Annotated in this window: 18 protein-coding genes; 8 read left to right on the top strand and 10 right to left on the bottom strand. The window is 46.8% G+C overall.

The window, feature by feature from the left end:
- Positions 1–5: 5 nt before the first annotated feature.
- From J0L70_RS06400 to J0L70_RS06390, 3 genes are all read right to left on the bottom strand, one after another.
- Positions 6–452: an efflux RND transporter permease subunit gene (locus J0L70_RS06400; protein ID WP_353736615.1), complete on the bottom strand. Its 447-nt coding sequence runs from the start codon at positions 450–452 to the stop codon at positions 6–8.
- The gene (locus tag J0L70_RS06395) at positions 412–1,239 is read right to left on the bottom strand and encodes a glutaredoxin family protein (RefSeq protein ID WP_287453613.1); all 828 of its coding nucleotides are present in this window, start codon (positions 1,237–1,239) and stop codon (positions 412–414) included. Before J0L70_RS06395 ends, J0L70_RS06400 begins: the two co-directional genes overlap by 41 nt.
- A 291-nt stretch (positions 1,240–1,530) precedes the next feature.
- Entirely contained in the window at positions 1,531–2,793 is a 1,263-nt protein-coding gene (locus J0L70_RS06390) for a multicopper oxidase family protein (RefSeq protein WP_287453612.1), read from the bottom strand.
- A 509-nt stretch (positions 2,794–3,302) separates the two neighbouring features.
- On the opposite strand from J0L70_RS06390, the gene J0L70_RS06385 reads away from it, so the two are divergent.
- The 5 genes from J0L70_RS06385 to J0L70_RS06365 all read left to right on the top strand — a co-directional run bounded on the left by J0L70_RS06385 (position 3,303) and on the right by J0L70_RS06365 (position 7,317).
- On the top strand, positions 3,303–3,656 hold the full coding sequence (locus tag J0L70_RS06385; RefSeq protein WP_287453611.1) for a four-helix bundle copper-binding protein: 354 nt from the start codon (positions 3,303–3,305) through the stop codon (positions 3,654–3,656).
- A gap of 156 nt (positions 3,657–3,812) precedes the next feature.
- Complete coding sequence (locus tag J0L70_RS06380) at positions 3,813–4,007, top strand: heavy-metal-associated domain-containing protein (protein ID WP_287453609.1); 195 nt, start codon at positions 3,813–3,815, stop codon at positions 4,005–4,007.
- An 11-nt stretch (positions 4,008–4,018) separates the two neighbouring features.
- On the top strand, positions 4,019–6,325 hold the full coding sequence (locus tag J0L70_RS06375) for a heavy metal translocating P-type ATPase (RefSeq protein ID WP_287453607.1): 2,307 nt from the start codon (positions 4,019–4,021) through the stop codon (positions 6,323–6,325).
- Between the two features lie 9 nt (positions 6,326–6,334).
- Positions 6,335–6,901, top strand: a complete 567-nt coding sequence (locus tag J0L70_RS06370; RefSeq protein WP_287453605.1) for a cupredoxin domain-containing protein — start codon at positions 6,335–6,337, stop codon at positions 6,899–6,901.
- A 2-nt stretch (positions 6,902–6,903) separates the two neighbouring features.
- Positions 6,904–7,317, top strand: coding sequence for a heavy metal-responsive transcriptional regulator (locus J0L70_RS06365; protein ID WP_287453603.1), 414 nt, complete (start codon positions 6,904–6,906; stop codon positions 7,315–7,317).
- Positions 7,318–7,325: 8 nt separating this feature from the next.
- Here the strand turns inward: J0L70_RS06365 and J0L70_RS06360 are convergent, their stop codons facing one another.
- Complete coding sequence (locus J0L70_RS06360; protein ID WP_287453602.1) at positions 7,326–8,432, bottom strand: precorrin-8X methylmutase; 1,107 nt, start codon at positions 8,430–8,432, stop codon at positions 7,326–7,328.
- 84 nt (positions 8,433–8,516) lie between these two features.
- Here J0L70_RS06360 and J0L70_RS06355 point away from each other — a divergent pair, with 84 nt between their 5' ends.
- A complete protein-coding gene (locus tag J0L70_RS06355) occupies positions 8,517–10,436 on the top strand; it encodes a heavy metal translocating P-type ATPase (RefSeq protein ID WP_287453601.1) in 1,920 nt (639 codons plus the stop codon).
- 66 nt (positions 10,437–10,502) lie between these two features.
- On the opposite strand, the gene J0L70_RS06350 is transcribed toward J0L70_RS06355, so the two are convergent.
- Both J0L70_RS06350 and J0L70_RS06345 read right to left on the bottom strand, forming a co-directional pair.
- Entirely contained in the window at positions 10,503–11,735 is a 1,233-nt protein-coding gene (locus J0L70_RS06350) for a DUF4346 domain-containing protein (RefSeq protein ID WP_287453600.1), read from the bottom strand.
- Between the two features lie 32 nt (positions 11,736–11,767).
- Positions 11,768–12,148 carry an ArsR/SmtB family transcription factor gene (locus tag J0L70_RS06345; protein ID WP_287453599.1) on the bottom strand — a complete coding sequence of 127 codons (381 nt, stop codon included), beginning with the start codon at positions 12,146–12,148 and terminating at the stop codon, positions 11,768–11,770.
- Positions 12,149–12,434: 286 nt separating this feature from the next.
- Here J0L70_RS06345 and J0L70_RS06340 point away from each other — a divergent pair, with 286 nt between their 5' ends.
- Positions 12,435–13,091, top strand: coding sequence for a MalT transcriptional regulator family protein (locus tag J0L70_RS06340; protein WP_287453598.1), 657 nt, complete (start codon positions 12,435–12,437; stop codon positions 13,089–13,091).
- 327 nt (positions 13,092–13,418) lie between these two features.
- Here J0L70_RS06340 and J0L70_RS06335 read toward each other — a convergent pair whose 3' ends face one another.
- Positions 13,419–13,955, bottom strand: coding sequence for a hypothetical protein (locus J0L70_RS06335; RefSeq protein WP_287453596.1), 537 nt, complete (start codon positions 13,953–13,955; stop codon positions 13,419–13,421).
- A 176-nt stretch (positions 13,956–14,131) separates the two neighbouring features.
- On the opposite strand from J0L70_RS06335, the gene J0L70_RS06330 reads away from it, so the two are divergent.
- On the top strand, positions 14,132–16,867 hold the full coding sequence (locus tag J0L70_RS06330) for a HEAT repeat domain-containing protein (RefSeq protein ID WP_287453595.1): 2,736 nt from the start codon (positions 14,132–14,134) through the stop codon (positions 16,865–16,867).
- Positions 16,868–17,222: 355 nt separating this feature from the next.
- On the opposite strand, the gene J0L70_RS06325 is transcribed toward J0L70_RS06330, so the two are convergent.
- From J0L70_RS06325 to J0L70_RS06315, 3 genes are read right to left on the bottom strand one after another with little or no spacing between them, the layout of a single operon-like run.
- Positions 17,223–17,726, bottom strand: a complete 504-nt coding sequence (locus J0L70_RS06325; protein WP_287453594.1) for a DUF4240 domain-containing protein — start codon at positions 17,724–17,726, stop codon at positions 17,223–17,225.
- Positions 17,719–18,579 (bottom strand): sugar phosphate isomerase/epimerase family protein, encoded by an 861-nt coding sequence (locus J0L70_RS06320; RefSeq protein WP_287453592.1) that lies wholly within the window; start codon positions 18,577–18,579, stop codon positions 17,719–17,721. The genes J0L70_RS06325 and J0L70_RS06320 overlap by 8 nt, the downstream gene beginning before the upstream one ends.
- Before the next feature lie 35 nt (positions 18,580–18,614).
- Positions 18,615–19,337 (bottom strand): hypothetical protein, encoded by a 723-nt coding sequence (locus J0L70_RS06315; RefSeq protein ID WP_287453590.1) that lies wholly within the window; start codon positions 19,335–19,337, stop codon positions 18,615–18,617.
- Positions 19,338–19,352: the final 15 nt, after the last annotated feature.

The following is a 19,352-nucleotide window of genomic DNA, read 5'->3' as shown; positions in this document are numbered from 1 at the left end:
AACTATTAAGACGGCTCGATCGACTCCCGGCTGCGGCGTGGTATTCCCATGAGTTTGAATTGAATCGACTTCACCACAATGTACAAGATAGGAACCACAAATAAGCTCAAAAACGTCGCAACGAACATTCCACCAAACACAGCCGTACCGAGGGATTGGCGGCTGGCAGCTCCAGCTCCAGTCGCTACTAATAATGGGTAGCTTCCAAGCAGTGTAGCGATGGCGGTCATTAAAATCGGGCGCAAGCGTTCTTGAGCCGCTTCCACGACTGCTTGAACTAAAGAGCGTCCTTGCGATCGCAGTTGATTGGCAAATTCCACAATCAGAATTGAGTTCTTACTCGCAAGTCCGACAATAACTTTGATTTCCTGAAATCTCTTTGTTAACGTCTCTTGAACAAGACAACGAAACTCATCGTGCCTGATTCGGGTTACTTTCTTGCATTTGCACAACGGCGGGCGGCGATGCTTCTAAGGCTCTCATCGGTTGAATGTTTGCCTCTGACAATGAAGAGAAGGTCAACATTCCGCCCATTACCGCCATGATTGTATTCTCAGCAAAGCTCACAACACCCAACGGTGCTTTAGAATTGCCACCCACACAAGCACAATTCAATGCCAGCTTATCAATGTAAACTGCTTTGAACACTGAAACTGCTCCGCTAACTCCGACAACTAATGAGCTAATGCCAGTCGCCAACGGTGCAATACCAGACAGAAATCCAAGCCCGATCAACAACTCAGCAAACGGGTAGATCTTTCCGTAAGGCTTAAAGCGCTTGGTGACGAGATCATACTTCTCGAAACTCTCAGCAAACGAATTCAGATCCATCAGCTTAAGAGAAGCCAGCAACGAGAGCGAAAAACCCATAAATCCAGGAATTCCAAGTGATGTTGCTAGTGCCATTAATCCAGCCGTTGAGAAGACTGCGGCGACGGGTGTGTAAGAATATTCAGCTTTTTCAGCTTCGACTTTCAGCCGTTCTGCGAGATCGGTGTAGCCTCCGATTCGGTCTGAACCAAAGAAAATCTGAGGTGTCGTTGCAACCCCATGTTTTGCTTTAAATTGATCAACTTCTTCGCGCGATCGCAGTTTCACATCCTCGAATTCGATGCCTTGTTCTTGAAGGAGCTTGATCGCCCGAAGTCCCCAAGGACATTCATGCTCAGGCATCGACATTCGATAAACCGTAACCTTTTTCGTGTTAGTTTCTGTCGTTTTATTGTTTAGCATCGTCATGATGAACCTCTCAAAAGGAGTTAGGGAATAGTCTTGAAAGCTTTGGAGAATGATCGTGGTTTCCGATCTGCTAGTTCAAACGGCGCTTTGAAGCAACGTACACTTGCAGAACCAAGATTCTTTTCTCAACTGATTATTACTGTAAAGTGTCTGGTCAACTGGAGAGTCAAGTGGTGTTTCAAAGAATTTTGAAAAAGTAGCGATCGCCTTTTTCTGCAATCTTTTCAGCACTTAAAAAAGGTTGCCTTTCCCAAACAGAAAGGCAACCTTTTCAGTAAAATGGAATGCGTGTTAGGTGACATTGATTAGCATCGTTAGTCCCCCTGCACCTTGCATCTCAACATTATCGTTAGTGGCATGGTGAGCAATATGGCAATGCAGTAACCATTTTCCCTTCTCTCGTCCCGTCCAAATTACGTCATACCGCTCACCTGGTGCAACATTGATCGTGTCTTTCTCGATCTGGGCAGCAACTGGAACCGGATTCCCATCGGTTGCTACAATTCTGAAAGGTCCACCGTGGATGTGCATCGGATGAATGAAGGCATTGTTTGACCCAATGAAGCGGAAGCGGATTTTCTCGCCGACTTTAGCATTGACCGTTTCAGTAGAAGGATAGGCTTTGCCGTTGATAGTGAAGAAGTTGGGTAATAAACCTTCCATTGGCATTGAGGGAAAAGTGTATCCTTGTTTCACCGTCCATTCTTGCAGTTGAACCGTTACATCTTGATCAAAGGCGGGAGTATTCGCTTTTTTCGGTTCAATAATCAACGCGCCGTACATTCCTAGCGTTTGTTGTCGATCGACATCTTTGTGCGAGTGGTAGAAGTAAGTGCCCGACTGCTTAACCGTGAATTCGTAGGTGTAGCTTTCACCAGGCGCGATCGATTTCTGAGTGACATCAGCAGGTCCATCCATATCATTTGGCACAATCATGCCGTGCCAGTGAACCGTTGTTGGCTCAGGCAGATTGTTTTTGACGATCATGCGAATACGATCTCCTTCTGTCACTTGAATGCGAGGACCAGGAACTTGGCGATTAAAGGCATAGGCAGCGACTTGTGTTCCAGGTAGAATATTCCACTTGATTAAAGAAACATCTAGATTAAAAACCTTAACGCCATTTTCTAGCTTAGGTTCTAGCACCTGGTCGCCTCGTGCATCCGCAGGAGCAGTGTAGGCAATCTTGGTTAAATCGACGGCTGCCATGTCTGCCATTGCTTCCATGCTTGTATTAGTAGTCATGATCATTCCGGGTGGCATCACCAAGCCATTCATTTGAGAAACGCTGCTCATCGGTGCGGCAGGCAACGACACAACTGGAGCAGGAGCAGATGCGCCATTCATGTCCATTCCTGGCATCGATCCATTACTTCGGTTCATTCCTGGCATTGCAGTCTGCGGCATATTCTTGCTGCTCATGCTGAAGTTGCCGTAGAAAGCAGCAATCAGAACACCGATCGCAAGCGCTAACAAAGTCAAAAGCATAACAGCAAAAATTTGCAGTAGCTTTGCTTTACGGAGTGTTCGCGTCACTTTTGGCTTCATACTCATTTCGGTGTGTGAATTTGTAGATGATCGAGTCGAGTGAGCTTTCATTTACTTTCCTTCCACATTAGGCATACCAAGCTCAGATGTAGGGTGAATCACTGGCACACTGGAATCTGTGGAAAATTGAGCAATGAAGCGATGAGGGCTAGGTAAGCTTTGACTTGATCCCAGTTCGGGAGTGAGAAAGACAATTGTGATCAGATTCAGCAGCAAAAATGATTCTTTGAAACTTGATTGCCGATCAAAAGACTTTTACAGATTTAAAGCTGCTAACTACTATCCTGATATACGAAGATGAAATGAGGGTGAAGTGTTTCGATTAAATCAGGAATATTTTAAGGGCATATCAGATGAACATGAAATCAGCATGAAATGACGTTCCATCAATAGTCTTGATCTTGCGTAGAAAATTTTACTTCAGATGCTAGAGGCGACCGTATCAGCAACTTCCTACCGTGGAAGCCAAGAACGCAACTACAGTTCTTTGGACTTTACACTCTAGGAGTTTCATCATGACTGCAACCCAATCTCATCAATCCCAACTCGATGCCTGTATCGAAGCGTGTCTTGATTGTTTGCGCGAGTGCGAAACCTGTGCAACTGCCTGCCTCGATAGTGACATGGTGCAAATGATGGCTCAGTGCATCAAGACCTGTCGCGACTGTGCGGATACCTGCGATATTTGCGCTCGGTTTATGGCTCGCAATTCTGATCTTCATGCTCAACTCTGTGGCGTTTGTGCTGAAGCTTGCGATCGCTGTGCGGCTGAGTGCAGCAAACACAATCACGACCACTGTAAGCGATGTGCTGAAGCTTGTCGCCGTTGCGCCGAGTCTTGCCGTCAAATGGCTGCGGCAATGGCTTAACCAAACTAGATTAGTTCGATCGAGGCTGTCTCTGAGGCGTAGAGATAGCCTCTTCTCATTCTGTAGGAATACTTTGAGGCAATTGCTTGACTCTCCAGCCCACTAGAGGGTTCAAGATAAAGACAGTTCACTTCTCGCCTCAAGGAAGATCAAACAATGTCTCTTCAGTTTACCGTTCCCAATATGGCTTGTTCGGCTTGCAGCGCCACGATCACGACTGCAATTAAAACGATCGACCCCACGGCACAAGTCAGTGCTGACCCAAAAACAAAGCAAGTCAGCGTCGAAACTCAAGCTTCAGAAGACACCGTTAAAGAAGCTGTTACGAATGCAGGCTACACCGTCGCATAGGTTTATCTATCATGGAAACAAACACGCTGAAATTGCAGGGGATGAGTTGCGCTTCGTGCGCCCGCAGCGTTGAAGATGCGATTCGTTCAGTTCCGGGTGTAGCAGAGGTTAGCGTCAACTTCGGAGCCGAACAAGCCTCGATACAATTCAATCCTAGTCGCACGAATTTAGAGCAGATTCAAAGCGCGATCGTCGATGCGGGCTATGGTTCTTACTCGCTGCAAGACCAGGAATTCATCACCGATGAAACGGATGCCGAAAAAACTGCCCGATTGCGAGAGTTTCGGCATCTCAGAACGAAAGTCATCGTTGCGGGTGTGATCAGCACGATTCTAGTGGTTGGCTCATTGCCAATGATGCTAGGAATTCCGATTCCATTCATTCCGACATGGCTGCACAATTCTTGGCTACAACTGATTCTCTCCACTCCGATCTTGTTCTGGGCAGGTCGAGAATTCTTTATCAATGCTTGGAAAGCCTTAAAGCGACATACCGCAACAATGGATACTCTAGTGGCATTGGGAACTGGAGCCGCTTATCTGTACTCACTCGTCGCGACGCTGATTCCTAACTTTTTTCTATCTCAGGGACTCAACCCCGATGTTTACTACGAAGCGGCAAATGTAATCATCACGCTGATTTTGCTCGGTCGATTGCTCGAAATGCGGGCGCGGGGGCAAACCTCTGAAGCGATTCGGAAGCTGATTGGATTGCAGGCGCGAGATGCTCGAATCATTCGCAATGGGCGGGAACTTGAAGTTCCAATTCAGGATGTTCGGATCGGAGATATTGTGATCGTGCGTCCAGGTGAGAAAATTCCTGTCGATGGTGAAATTGTTGAAGGCAGTTCGCAGATTGACGAATCGATGGTAACAGGTGAAAGCGTCCCAACGAAAAAGCAACCCGGTGATGAAGTGATTGGCGCGACGATCAACAAAACTGGAAGCTTCAGATTTCGAGCAACTCGCGTTGGAAAGGATACGGTTCTGGCGCAGATTGTTCAACTTGTCCAACAAGCTCAAGGCTCGAAAGCACCGATTCAGCGATTAGCGGATCAAGTCACAGGCTGGTTTGTTCCGGTGGTGATTGCGATCGCAATTCTCACCTTTCTAGTTTGGTTCAACTTCATGGGCAACGTGACTTTAGCCCTCATCACAACGGTCGGCGTTCTGATTATTGCTTGTCCTTGTGCGCTCGGACTTGCCACCCCGACTTCTGTAATGGTTGGCACTGGCAAAGGAGCCGAAAACGGCATTTTGATCAAAGGAGCCGAAAGCTTAGAACTGGCGCACCAAATTGAAACGATCGTGCTAGATAAAACTGGAACGATTACTGAGGGCAAACCCACCGTCACTGACTTTATCAGCACAGTTGGAACTGCGAATGAACTCAATCTGTTGAAGTTAGCAGCCTCGATCGAGCAAAATTCAGAGCATCCCTTAGCTGAAGCAGTTGTGCGATATGCCCAATCTCAAGAAGTCACTTTAGAGACGGTTCAGAACTTTGAAGCCATTGCTGGAAGTGGCGTTGAGGGAACCGTAAAGAACTATCTGGTTCAAATTGGAACCCAACGTTGGTTGAATGAATTAGAAATTGATACCACTTCAGTTCAAGCGGAAAAAGCTCGATTAGAGGCACTGGGGAAAACGGTGATTCTGATTGCGATCGATCGACAACTTCAAGGTTTAATGGGCATTTCTGACGCGCTGAAACCTTCTTCGGTTCAAGCGATCCGATCGCTGCAAAGATTGGGACTTGAAGTGGTGATGCTCACCGGAGACAACCAGCAAACCGCAGATGCGATCGCACAGGAAGTTGGGATTCAAACTGTGATTGCTGAAGTCCGACCCGACCAAAAAGCGGCGACAATCGCAGCCATTCAGAGCGGTCAGATAGGCAAGACCTCCACGACTCGAACAAAGTCACGCCGACACGCAAAATCGAAAATTGTGGCAATGGTTGGAGATGGCATTAATGATGCGCCTGCATTGGCTCAGGCAGATGTGGGAATTGCGATCGGAACCGGAACCGATGTGGCGATCGCGGCAAGTGACATCACTTTAATCTCTGGAGATCTGCAAAGCATTGTGACGGCAATTCAACTGAGCCGCGCCACCATTCGCAACATTCGGCAGAATCTATTCTTTGCCTTTATCTACAACACGGTAGGAATTCCGATCGCCGCAGGCATTCTATTCCCCGTCTTTGGTTGGCTCCTCAATCCCATCATTGCAGGAGGCGCAATGGCACTGAGTTCGGTCTCTGTACTCACCAATGCGCTGCGACTGCGAAACTTCAAACCGAAAGCAACGGCATAAGGAGGCATCATGATCCGAAAATCTTGGATGATTGGCAGTTTAGCGGGATTTGGATTGATGCTGGGTGCTTCCAGCGCCTCAATCGCACAAATGTCTCACGATCAAAAGCAACCCTCTGAACCGACAACTAGTTTTCGCCGCATTGATCAACCGTTGTGGTTGAAGGGTGCTGTTACTGCTGGAGGCATTGGAGTAATCGGGGTAGAGCTTTGGTGGTTTTTGTTCAGCAAATCTAAGTCTCGTAAAGCAGACACTAATCAGGGAATTCAACAGGCAACGATTACGGTTGATGGCGGCTACGAGCCAAATCGAGTCGTGGTGACGGTCGGGCAACCTGTACGATTAAGCTTCGATCGACGCGATCCCTCTAGCTGTCTCGACGCAGTGCGAATTCCTGATTTTCACATTGCCAAAGATTTACCACTCAATCAAGTGACGGCGATCGAGTTCACGCCAATGGAACCTGGCGAATATGAGTTCACCTGCGGAATGAATATGTTTCGTGGCACGATCAAAGTCCAGGGGGACTCCCAACCTGTCAAATCGACTCAAACTTTAGTTTCTCAACGGAGTTAATCATGGTTGTTCAAGATGAGCCGAAACTGATTGGCGCGATTTCAAAAGACAGTGGGCTTCCGGTAAAAACGATTCGATACTACGAGGAACTTGGACTCCTCAAGACGATCGGACGAACTGAAGGAGGCTATCGATTGTTTCGCTCGGATACGCTCTCTCGATTACATTTCATCAAACGCGCTCAAAGTCTTGGGTTAAGTTTGTCCGAGATCAAAGCCTTTTTAGAGGTTCGGGAGACAGGCGATCTGCCCTGTGTTCATGTCAGACAAACCCTTCAGGACAAGCTGAGTGATCTCGATCGACAAATTCTAGAACTACAACGATTGAAGCTTGAACTCACAGAGCTATTAAGCGATCCGGCGGCTCAACCAATTGTGACTGAAACCATGATTTGTCCAATCCTCGAATCGATCTAATTCTGGCTTTACAACGAGGATAAGTAGCAATGACAGTCCGGCTTTTCAATCAGCGATTCGACCAGGGCATTCAGCGAGACTGCGGCGAGTAATCCACCGCCCAAGGTTCCTTCGATCGTCAGGTAAGGAATATCTGTTTTCATCAATCGTCGTTTAGCAGCAGGCGCATGACTGAACCCGATCGGCATTCCAATCACCAGCGCAGGCTGAATCTGTTCCTGTTCAATCAATTCGCAAATCGACATCAACACCGAAGGCGCGTAGCCAATCACCAAAATACAGCCTTTGGGAAGCTGATGTAGGCGCTCCTTCCAGTGTTCGTTATTCCAAAATGCTTGCTCTGCTTCTACTGCACTATTGATGTGTAAATCAGCGATCAACGTCTCAACCTGACAGTTCAAGTGCACGAGACGAGTTTGATCCAGCGCAGAAACAACGGGCAGAATATCTCCAACGATCGTACAGTTCGCTTTGAGGGCATCACGAGCCGCCGCGATCGCATCTCGACTCCGGCGCACAAACTGAATCAAGCTCACATCCCCACATGCCAGCACGAGCTTAGATAGCAGATCAACCTCAATTTCTGAGCGATCGGACAGATCCGGCAACAATCGCTGTAGCGATTCTTGGAAGGCTTCGGGATGAGACGTTGTTTCTACGTCGAGGTGATGCCAAAGCTTTTCCAGTTCTCCGAATCCGCCTTCAGCTTCTAATCGTCTTAATTGAGCCAGCGCTTCTGCTTGAATCATCTGACAGTCTTGATCTCGCCCCAACACGCCTTCTAATGCCGCAGCCGTTTGGCGCAATCGAGCTAACTGCTGAACGATCGTTTGATACTGCTGCTGTAATTGCAGGATCAAGGTTGGTTCAGCCTCTGTTGCGGATTCGTTCTGAATCAGGTGCTGAATGTGAGCAAGCTGGAACCCCTGCTGTTTGAGTGCCACAATTTGTTTGAGTTGCTGAACGTCTCGCTGATTGTAGAGACGGTAGTTGCTGGCGGAGCGTGAAGGCTGAGGGAGTAGTCCGACGGTATGGTAGTGGCGCACCATCCGAGGAGTAATCCCGCCCCCGACTGCCTCGGTTAATTCCTTGATGGTCAGATTTTGTATCTTCATGCCTTTGATTTTAGGCGAAAACCTTGACATTGACACTAATGTTAAGGTTTAGAGTGAGAATGTGGTTTGTCTCTCCTAACACCGATGTTTTCTATCACTTCTCCTCGCGTTCCAACCTTACTTAAACAGCATCCTGATGCTGTTGCAGCTTTACTCTGTGGCGTTTTAGTTCTACTCGGCTGGCTTACTCTACAGTCGGGATGGCTCGGTCTTGCACTGCTGATTTTGCCTGCGGCTTATGTGATTGGCGGTTATGAAAGCGCTCGTGAAGGTCTCACAACTCTATTTGAAGAAAAAGAACTGGATGTTGATCTGCTGATGATTGTGGCAGCGTTGGGAGCAGCAGCATTGGGATTGTGGCGCAGAGAATATTCTTTTATTGTCGATGGTGCAGTTCTGATTCTGATCTTCTCGATCAGTGGGGCGTTAGAAGGTTATGCAATGCAGCGTACTGAACGAAGCATCCGAGGGTTAATGAATTTAACGACGGATACGGCACGAGTTTGGCGCAATGGACGAGAAGAAGAAATGGCGATCGCGACGCTCCAAATCGGCAATGAGATCATTGTGAAACCGGGCGAACTCGTTCCCACCGATGGCGTGATCGTAGAAGGATTCAGCGCTCTGAACCAAGCTCCGATTACTGGGGAATCGATGCCTGTGGAGAAGACGATCGGGGATGAAGTCTTTGCTGGAACCATTAATGGTAGCGGTGCATTACGGCTCAAGCTTCACCAACCGCCAGAGAGTAGCTTGATTCAGCGAGTGATCCGTTTGGTTGAACAAGCACAAACCGAAACGCCGCCATCCCAGCAATTCATTGAACGATTTGAGCGCGGATACGCCAAAGCGATCGTCATTCTAGGAATCCTGTTCGCATTGCTTCCACCATTTCTCTGGGGTTGGAGTTGGGAAACCACGATCTATCGAGCGTTGATTTTTCTGGTGGTTGCTTCGCCTTGTGCATTAATGGCAGCAACGATGCCAGCTTTACTCTCTGGAATCGCAAATGGGGCACGGCAGGGAATTTTATTCAAAAACGGCGCTCAACTAGAACTGATTGGACGAGTCAGGGCGATCGCGTTTGACAAAACCGGAACGCTCACCACTGGAAAGCTCCAAGTCGTTCAAATCATGACGGTTGATCAAGATAAAACGCAAATGCTCAAAGTCGCATCCGCTTTAGAAAGTCTATCCGAACACCCGATTGGGGAAGCCGTCGTTCGATTTGCCCAGAAACAGCAGATTGACTGGGAGCGAGCGACGAATGTTCAGGCTCATCCGGGATGGGGAATTACCGGAGAAATTGATCAACAATTGGCAATCGTGGGCAAGGCAGCTTTTGTCAGGGAATACGCCATCAGTTGGTCAGACGCTTTGACCGCGTTTGTGCAGCAGTTAGAAGCATCCGGAAACACGGTGATATGGGTTGCTTATGCAGGAAAACCGATGGGCGTGATTGCGATCGCGGATCAAATTCGTTCTGAAGCTCAAAGTACGATCGCTCGACTCAGACAGCTTGGAATTCGAGAAATTGTGATGCTGACCGGAGACAACGATCTCACTGCCCGCAGTATTGCCGATGAACTCGGAATTGATCAGGTCTATTCCGAACTGCTGCCTGAGCATAAAGTCGATGTGATTCGATTATTGCAACGACAGTATGGCACGGTGGCAATGGTTGGAGATGGCATTAATGATGCGCCTGCTCTCGCTCAAGCCTCGATCGGCATTGCGATGGGAGCAGCGGGCAGTGATGTCGCACTCGAAACCGCAGATATTGTCTTGATGGCAGATCGGCTAGAACGCTTGATCGGGGCAATTCGTCTCGGTCGTCGCGCTCAACGAGTCGTCAAACAAAACATTGTGTTCGCGCTGAGTTTTGTGGTGCTGCTGTTAGTCACGAACTTTCTCGGTGATATCACTTTACCGTTAGGAGTTGTGGGACATGAAGGATCAACGGTGTTAGTCACGCTGAGTGGATTAAGATTGCTGAGAAATTAACGATTGCAATCTCGCCATGTTTTTACGGAGTCATCTAGACCTAGCTGGTTACTCATCGCAGCCACATTAAGCGCGATTGCTCTGAGTTAAATCAGGAGGCACTTTACCAGAGGATAATTTTTTGAGCGGAGCATCCTGCTCATAGGGCATACCCGACGTGAGGGATAGCTCTGCTTTGACCAGTTCCCGTCCTAGATATGCAGCATGGTCAAGCAGAGTCACGAAACCCCTCTCTATAGCAGTTGAGATGATGGGTGCTGCCTCTCGTCCTTCAATCACATGAGCCAGTTGCCCATCATTTTTGTAGTGTTCGCAAACAATCAGACCCGTGCCTGGTTGAGGCAGCACGATGAAGAATCCAGCCGGATCTAAATTGAGGCGCTTGGCAGTCTGGGCTTTAATGTGTTCAACCGAAGGCAGTGCAGAGGCATTTTCAAAACTTGCCAGTGGCGAAACAGGACGGGCGGCATAATCATGGACAGATTGAACGATTGTATTTACATCCGTCACACCAATCAGGTTGATCACCTCAACCTGTTCCCGAAAGCGAGCTACATCTATCAGCGTTAGGTTTTTCAGCACAGGTCGCCAGGAGGCAGACTCCAACACCCGCATTTTGGCATCCACTCCATGCTCCTCAAGGCGAAGAAAAGCATCGCCTGTTTGATGTCCCTGAGCTTCGATACCGCAGAGAATCAGCCAGCGAATACTGGAATTGGCAATCAGGTTTTGCACGACTTTCTCGACACCAATATTTTCGGTATCACAGCGACCTACGATCGCAACGCTATCACCAGCCTGTTTTGCAACAGCAGCAGCAAGATTACGACTTGAAAGTGTGCAAACGGCAACAGTTGCATTTGGATTACCAACCACGTAATCTCCGGGCTGGAGCGTCCAAAGAGATTCTGATGTTTTTTCGATAGAAATGACTGATGCGTCAGTTGAGTTCGGACTGCATCCACTGCTACAACTGTCGGCTACTTCGTCCTCAAAACGATTGGCAAGTTGGATCGTGGCATCTGCACCCCAACACTTCTTACAACCAATGCAGTCATAAGCGATTGGTTCCATGCGAACTTTATAAGTCTGAATGACTGGCTTTAAGGCTCGAAGATCCGAATCTTCAGAGCGGCTAAAGACACGGTCAGCACCATCAAGTGCTTCTTGCATACAGCCACACTTGCGGCATTTCTCTAGTTTCATCCCGCCTGCAATTTCTTGCATCGCTGCCTCGGCTGCTTCAGGGATTGGAATAGCGGGCAGCCGTACCTCTAAATCTGTCGTCTTTTGTTTCATAATTGAGCAATCATCGAAATGGAAATGAAAAATTAAATCAATTGGCTCAAGGCTTGTTCAATACAGGGCAAGAGTGCGGTGTCTTTTGGCAGAGAGTAATATGCCATACGTCCGTCGCTCCGGTGGTCAACAACGTTCAGATTCCGGAGTACTCGCAGTTGATGAGAAGTCGCAGAAACCGAAAGTCCAATGACATGAGAAATGTCACACACGCACAACTCACCTTGCGACAGTGCAAGGATAATCTTGAGCCGCGTTGGGTCCGCCAGCGCATTATGAAGCGCGGCAACAGAACGTACTTTGCGGTCATCAGGGAGCCGAGTTCTAATCCTGACGACAAGTTCAGGATTGAAGCAAGGAACTGAGCAAGATTCTGCCTCATAGACGGTTGCAGGGAGCGGGGATGTGTTCATTTTTATATATGCTCAAATGTAGCAACAAGTTTACTGCTCATACTCCCAAAAGTCAACAGATGACCTACTGGTAGGCAAGCACTGATGATTAGCTCTCAAACTCCTTTAGTCTTGTTGAGTTTCATGAAGGTTTGACAGTGCTGGTGATGCTGAGTGAATTAAGACTGCTGAGAGATTAACGATTGCAATCTCGCCTCGATTGAACTGCAATAAATCAAATACAGGCAACGGGAACTGATTGGGAATGAAGATAGGATTAAGTCAGAGAATCGTGTCAATTTATTCGATGTCTAGTCCGCTTCTCGCCACAAAATTCTATGTCCCGCCAACACGATCGCGCCTTGTGAAGCGGGAGCATTTGATTGAGCAATTAAATCAAGGCATTGATCATCCGCTCATTCTGATTTCGGCTCCGGCAGGCTTTGGTAAAACCACTCTACTCAGCGAGTGGCAACCGCGAACCCATCTGAAAACCAGTTGGCTATCGCTCGATCCGCGTGATAATGACTCGACTCGATTTTGGACTTATACGATCGCGGCGCTCCAAAAAACGCAGCCTAATCTCGGAGCCAGTACACTCGCAATGCTGCACTCGATGGATCACGCTTCGGCTGAAACGTTTCTCATTCCACTGATCAACGAAATCACTGATCTCACGGATGAGTTGATTCTTATTCTGGATGATTATCACGCGATCGTGGATCGCTCAATTCATGATGGAATTGCTTTTTTGCTGGATCATCTTCCACCCCGACTTCATCTTGTGATCGCAAGTCGGATTGATCCACCGTTTCCACTCGCGCGGCTTCGTGCCTGCAATCAACTGTTTGAACCGCGATCGACAGATCTACGCTTTACCCAAACCGAAGCCGCTTCACTTCTCACGGATATCACAAAGCTATCTCTCTCTGAAGCTCAGGTTACAACAATTCAAGCCCAGTAACAGAATGTCACAAATTAAAGAATTATGTGATCGCAAAGTTGAACTTTGCGATCACATAAAATCAGAGAAGTTGAAGAAGTGACGAATAGAGCTGCATCAGAATCAAAGGTAAGCGTGCATAAGCGAACCGGCTGTCAGACGAAGAACTGAAACAGTTGATCAATCGATAGTCGGGGCTTGTGCTGCCAACTCTGATGCGGTAGCTGAACTCAGAACAAATGGCAATTCGTGACAAAGAGCCTCGGCAAGCGATCTTTAACGAGTATTACGGCAATAAGTCTTGAATACCCTGAATAAATTTCGCAACTCGTTATGCTTCCTCAAATTCTACCTTGCAACCCAATCACATCCTGAAACTTGATTCCAGTCAGTAAGATTAGCTGCATTGCGAGGTTTCCAATCAGTTTTATAAACTTCACGATCGCCCTGAGCCAGTGCCACAACTCTGACATGCATAGTTGTAAGAATCCCACTGCCGACTCGACTAACACTTTTTCCCGTTACTTTAACTACATCTCCTTCCCCAAAAATAGAGAAATTGGGATCAGTACGGTTCACTCCCAGATCAGCACGAATCTTGTTCCATTCAACTTGAGGGAAATCGACAGCAGCGTACTGACGACAAATCCATCTACCTACCAAATCTTTTCCAACAGCTTGAATTACATAGGAGTAATCACCTTTTGGAACAAATTTCACATCATATCCATCACCAAACGCACGCTCCTGAAGGTTCCCTGGAGGAGCTGCGAAAACATCCGTTGAGGATTCTGCTCTAACTGGCGAAGCGTTCAATGAAAGCAACCCTAGAATGCTCAAAATCGCAACTCCATTTTTAGAGGTGCGCCGAAATTGGGACTGCATTAGCTGACACATTGCGCGTATCATCTGTTACTCCTTAATGGACTGATCAGCATCTGACGAGTGACTAGCTCATCAGATTTCTACAATCCCACGGGTTTTCATATTCCACGGATCAAATTAAGATCAGAAAACTGAAAGAAACTGATCTTGACATTTTTCATTCAAGGGGGTTCGCAGTGGAAAAATTAATCGCCTCTCTTGACGGAAGCAAGAAGCTCAGACAAGCCAGAAAAAAGCTTGGAAAAAATGTAGACAGTCTTTGGTGGCTAGAAGAAGCGAGCAAAATTTTGAATCCAGATCGGAGTCCAAATGCTGAATATTTTGAAAGTGGTGTAAATGAAGGAAGTTGGCGACGTTTTTTGTATCGTCTAGGTTCTATTTCGGCTCATCTATTTTGTGTCTACTGTGAAGTGCTAGGTATTTCTGTGGAAGAAGTAGTTGAAATGCCCTCAAGTGAAACAACCTACTTCAACTTAGAGAAAAGAGAAAAGAGCAATCTTTCCATAACTGAATATTTAGAGTTGTACTGTGAAGAATTAATAGAAAAGTTTGAGAGTAGATGGTCAGGAAGACTGTATATCTATGAAAAAGGTATAAGTCGAAAAGATATTCCTATTTACGCTTCACTCTACAGTGAGTATAGTAATTGTTCTGAAAAAGTCGATTTACTGAGAGCCTTGAAGCAAGAAAGCAAAACTGTTTTGCTTGGAGAGCCAGGCGCTGGTAAAACAACCAGCTTAGAGAAGCTCTGTCTGGAGTATAGCCAGAGATATGCCGAAGAAAAGGTATTACCAATCCTTGTTAAATTATCCAAATACACTGGCAGTTTAATTCAACTCATTAAAGCAAGCCTTAACGATATTCGAGAAACACACTTAGGACAAGATGCCTTAGTCATAGAACAACTGCTCGAAAGACAATCTTGCTTCATTCTATTTGATGGGCTTAACGAAGTTAGCAGTTCATTGAGAGAAACAATAATCCCAGACATGCTTCAATTTATGAGTCTATACTCTAGACACAAGTATGTTATTGCTAGCCGCCCTCAAGACGACCTCTGGCGTATGATATCTGCTGATGAAATTGAATGCAAATTGATTATTCAACCGATTGACTTCGAGGATATAGCTAAATACTTAACGTTTCATCTTGGAGAAAAGCTTGGACGTTTAGCTTATGGAGAAGTAGTAGGAAGGCTAAGAGATCTGCTTAGACTACCCCTCATTCTATCAATGTTCAAAGGAGAAATTCTTCAGACAAAGTTAGAGTTTGAAGATGATGATATTGAGCTAGACGAAGTAAACCTCAAACATTCAAGGATTATTCCTCAAAATAGAGGAGAAATGTATAAGAAATTTATGTCTAAGTTTCTTACGTCAGAAAGAAGCAAGGTTATTAGCAAGCTAAACGCCAAAGAGCGTGTTAAAGAGTTTGTGTTAAGTGAGCTTGCGATCACAATGCAATTTCAAGAAACTTTGGTCTTTAAACTTCAAACTGTCATTACTAGCTTTAGTCATAGTTTAGATAAAATTCAAGCCAGTATATCATCAGGTTCATTGTTAGAAGAAATTCAACAAAGTGGATTACTAATTGGGGAAGATGATATAAGTTTTGCTCACCAAACATTTCAAGAGTTCTTCGCTGCAACAGCGCTCCCTAGATTATCGACAGATGATGTTTATGCTCGTATTAATAACGATTGGTGGTCGGAGACTTTTATTTTCTTTTTCGGCATAGTTGGCGTGAATGATGTAACTCAAGCTAATGATTTGCTTAGAGCAATGGCTGCAACTCATCCCATGCTTGCTGTTAAGTGTTTACTTGAAGGGCGTAATTCTATAGAAGGGCGTGCAATTCTACAAGAGTCACTTCGTCCCATGCTGAACAGTAAAAATTGGATCGAACGAAGAAATGCTACTGAAATTTTAGGAGTGATCGGAAACGACTCAGTTGTTCCCCTACTCTCTGAACGGTTAAGTGATAAAAATGGTGATGTCAGATGGCAAGCTGCTGACTCACTTAGACGTGTATCTGGTAGCGAAGCTGAAATTGCCCTAATTAATGCTCTAAGGGACACTGGATGGGCAACGCGCGCAAGAGCTGCTGAAGCCCTTGGTCGAATGAAGTCAACGCAAGCAATTCCTCATCTGCGTCCTCTCTTCACTTCTGATATGCCAAGAGAGCGGGGAGATGCTGTGTGGGCAATATTTCTCATGGGAGTGGATGAGAAGACAATGGGAATAGCAGAGTTATTAAGTGATGATTGTCATGTTGTTTCTGCATGTGTAGACCTCGCAGTAAAAGCTTCAAAAAAGGATGCCCTTGTTGAGTTTCTTTCTCAGCAAATAGCAAGTGATAAATTTTACATTCGAGCAAGCGCGATTCATATGTTAACAAGGCTCCACGCAGTTCAGGTAATTCCGCTCATAAAACGATGTTTGGATGATTCACATCCTGACGTTACTATCATTGCCATGCAATCACTCGCTATGCTCAATGCGATCGAATATCTGGAAGATATTCTTAAACTCCTGGGACATAGCAAGCCATTTGCCAGAGAGATAGCAGCACATTGCTGCCAATTATTTGGTTCAAAAGCTGCTGTTCCTGCTTTACTTCCTTTGCTGCAAGATCCTGATGAAGGTGTCAGATTTGCTGCGGTAAAAGCACTGGGTACATTGGGAGTTGAAAGTACTGTAGATAATTGCTTACCTTTGCTTAAAGATTCATCCACTAAAGTAAGAGTTAATGCAGCCATCACACTTGGAGCATTGGGAAATACTAGTATGGACATTGTTGTCCACTTGAAAGAAGCTTCCAAGGATAATAGTTTTGAAGTGCAGGAAGCTGCTGCCACATCAATTGACTTAATAAAGAAGCGGCAACGATTTAAAGGCTTTTTCCAAGCTTGATTATTGCAGTATCATTAATAGTACTTGTGAGGTAGTAATGCCCAAATTGAGGTTTTCTGTGCTCATTAGCGTGAATCCGTGTTCTGTATTGCTCGAACGGCTCTCGATAGAGATGGTACTTTGAGGACAGTAACGCCATCACATCTTGTACCATTTGTTTGACCTCTGCCTCAGTGGGTGAAATTGCTCCTTTGACATGCCATTGTTTTTACCTCGCGTTGTGTCAGAAATAAGTCGATGATGACCCTGAGAAACTCATGCGGGGACTGAATTTACGTCGTGAGTTTCACTGCACCACTTGTTTACGTGGCGCTTTGCGCCCAAGCGTTCGCAATCTTGATCCTCATGCGATGAGCTAGGACCCTGTCCGATAGCGTTGTGCTACTTGAGGAAAGCGCTCAACGACCTCTTTGCTCGTCCACGGTTCGCCCACTGGATGTCTCGGATAAGCGAGATCGATCAACGGCATGATTTCCCCTGTAATTGCTTCATACGCTTCCCCACCCGCGTAAAACAATTCCTCACATTCAATCTCTCGATCATTCCCCTCCAGACAATGCAGAATACTTTGCGGATCAACCAGTGCTTGGCAGTAGACGGCTTTGCCTTGACCGATCAGCCAGCGGCAGAAATATTCAAAGCCGTCATCCGAGCAACCGTTTCCGATCAACCAAGCAACTCCCCACAAATCCCAGCGATAGCTCTCCACGATCTTGTCAGCAAAAACCTGTTGGAATTCAACAATTTCGGCGGGAGGTAATGTCGAGAGGATCTGCTGTAAGTGCTCGGTTTGTGCCTTGCAGTTCCTTGATCCTTGTCGGCTCTGGTCAATCAACTCCCAAAACTGTACTTCAGTCATGACGTTCTCCCATCGTGATTGATGTCGGGGCAGAGATCGTCGGAGTGAAAATGGATTGGATGCGCTGCACCTGCTGGTGGACTTGTTCGACCGTCTGCCCATTCATCCGACTTTCCAGCACGATCGGAATGTCGATCGGAAAGTGAGCAATATGGGGCACCCACCAGGTGGCTTCGCTGATTTGAGTATGATTGTCCCGAATGCCGTCGTTATCGGAAATGTGAAGCTCAAGCAAGCGGACAGCTTCCGCTGAGCCGAAGGCAGTGTTTGCGCTTTGCAAGACTTGTAACTTTTCTGGAATCGAGCAATTGTGCCACAGGTGAAGATGAGCTAGGTCAATCACTAAATCAACGTTGGGCATCACTGTGAAAAATTGCTCGATTTCTGCGAGGTTCTGCATGAAGTAGCGCTGAGCGTGGTCATGCAACGTTGGGTACATCGTTTCGACCCCTAGACGAATCGAGCGATCTCGGCACAATTGAGCTAACTGGGTCAGATGCTTAAAAAAGCGCTCAACATGGGCATCTGAATTGTTTGTATCAATGCGCCCTGCATGAACGGAATACGCGGTGATTTGCATTGCGGCTAGCCAATCGGTTAGGCGCTCGAAATACGTGGCATCGAATGAGTCGGCAAGATTAAACGATCGATGTTCTTGCCAGACGATCGCATGATGCGCGCGATACTGTATTCCTAGTTGCTGATAGTATTGCAGCACCGCAGTCGTGTCCGGGGTCGGTTTAACTCCGATCGCTAATTCCACTTGCCGAATGCCTGCTGCCCACAACACATCAAGCGCGGTGCGTGTGGTGACTCCTCCATAGGTCGATAAACTAATCCACAGGTGATTCATGTGCTTGCCTTCGTCGTGATGTTGCAATGGGTGAATCAAGCGATCGACCGCCGCATCGGATAGCGGAATGTCGCAACTAAGGGGTGCAAGGTTAGTAGGTCGCCGACAAATGCCAACACACAACTCAGTTCTTGCCGTAATTGCTCTTGTTGCTCGATCGACCAATCCAACCCCGTAAACTGGGGAACGGGTGGCTCATTCCAACGCTGCGTCGGCTTCAATTGATACGCCAATTCATACTGTTGCTGCTCGAATTCACACCGGCGATAATCTATCGGATTGCCTGGACTGAGTTGAGCGATCGCGGCTCCGATCGATTTTGTCCAACTGCCAATCTGGACAACCAATTCATAGCGATACTCCGTGTAGTGATTTTCATCGTTGTATGCCCAGTCATCCACATCGGCTTGGTGTTCCATCAGCACAACGGGAAATGGTAGATCATGCAAGACCCAGGTATCCAAATCTGTACTAAGTTCCGGTTTGTCGCTTGCTAAGCGCGAGCCAGTGGAGAACCCATTTGTCATCTGAGCGCGAAAGGCGACTTCATCCAACACACAGCGAACATCAGGAGCGATCCTAGACTGCAATTGTGCGATCGCAGCGGCAGACGGCTCAATGAAGCCGTGTTCTTCCGCCTCTAACGTCTGAATTTGCTGAGTGATGGTCTGACTGAGTTGAGCGAGACGAGGTTCGATTTGCGCTTGATGGGAGCGGCGCAAGGCTTGATAGTCCTCAAGGTCAAGAGAAAGCGTCATAACCACAGCCGGATA

The sequence above is a fragment of the Leptolyngbya sp. UWPOB_LEPTO1 genome (assembly GCF_017302695.1).
GTDB classification, from domain to species: Bacteria; Cyanobacteriota; Cyanobacteriia; order Leptolyngbyales; family Leptolyngbyaceae; genus Leptolyngbya; species Leptolyngbya boryana.
This window is presented reverse-complemented; position numbering and strand designations above follow the sequence as displayed.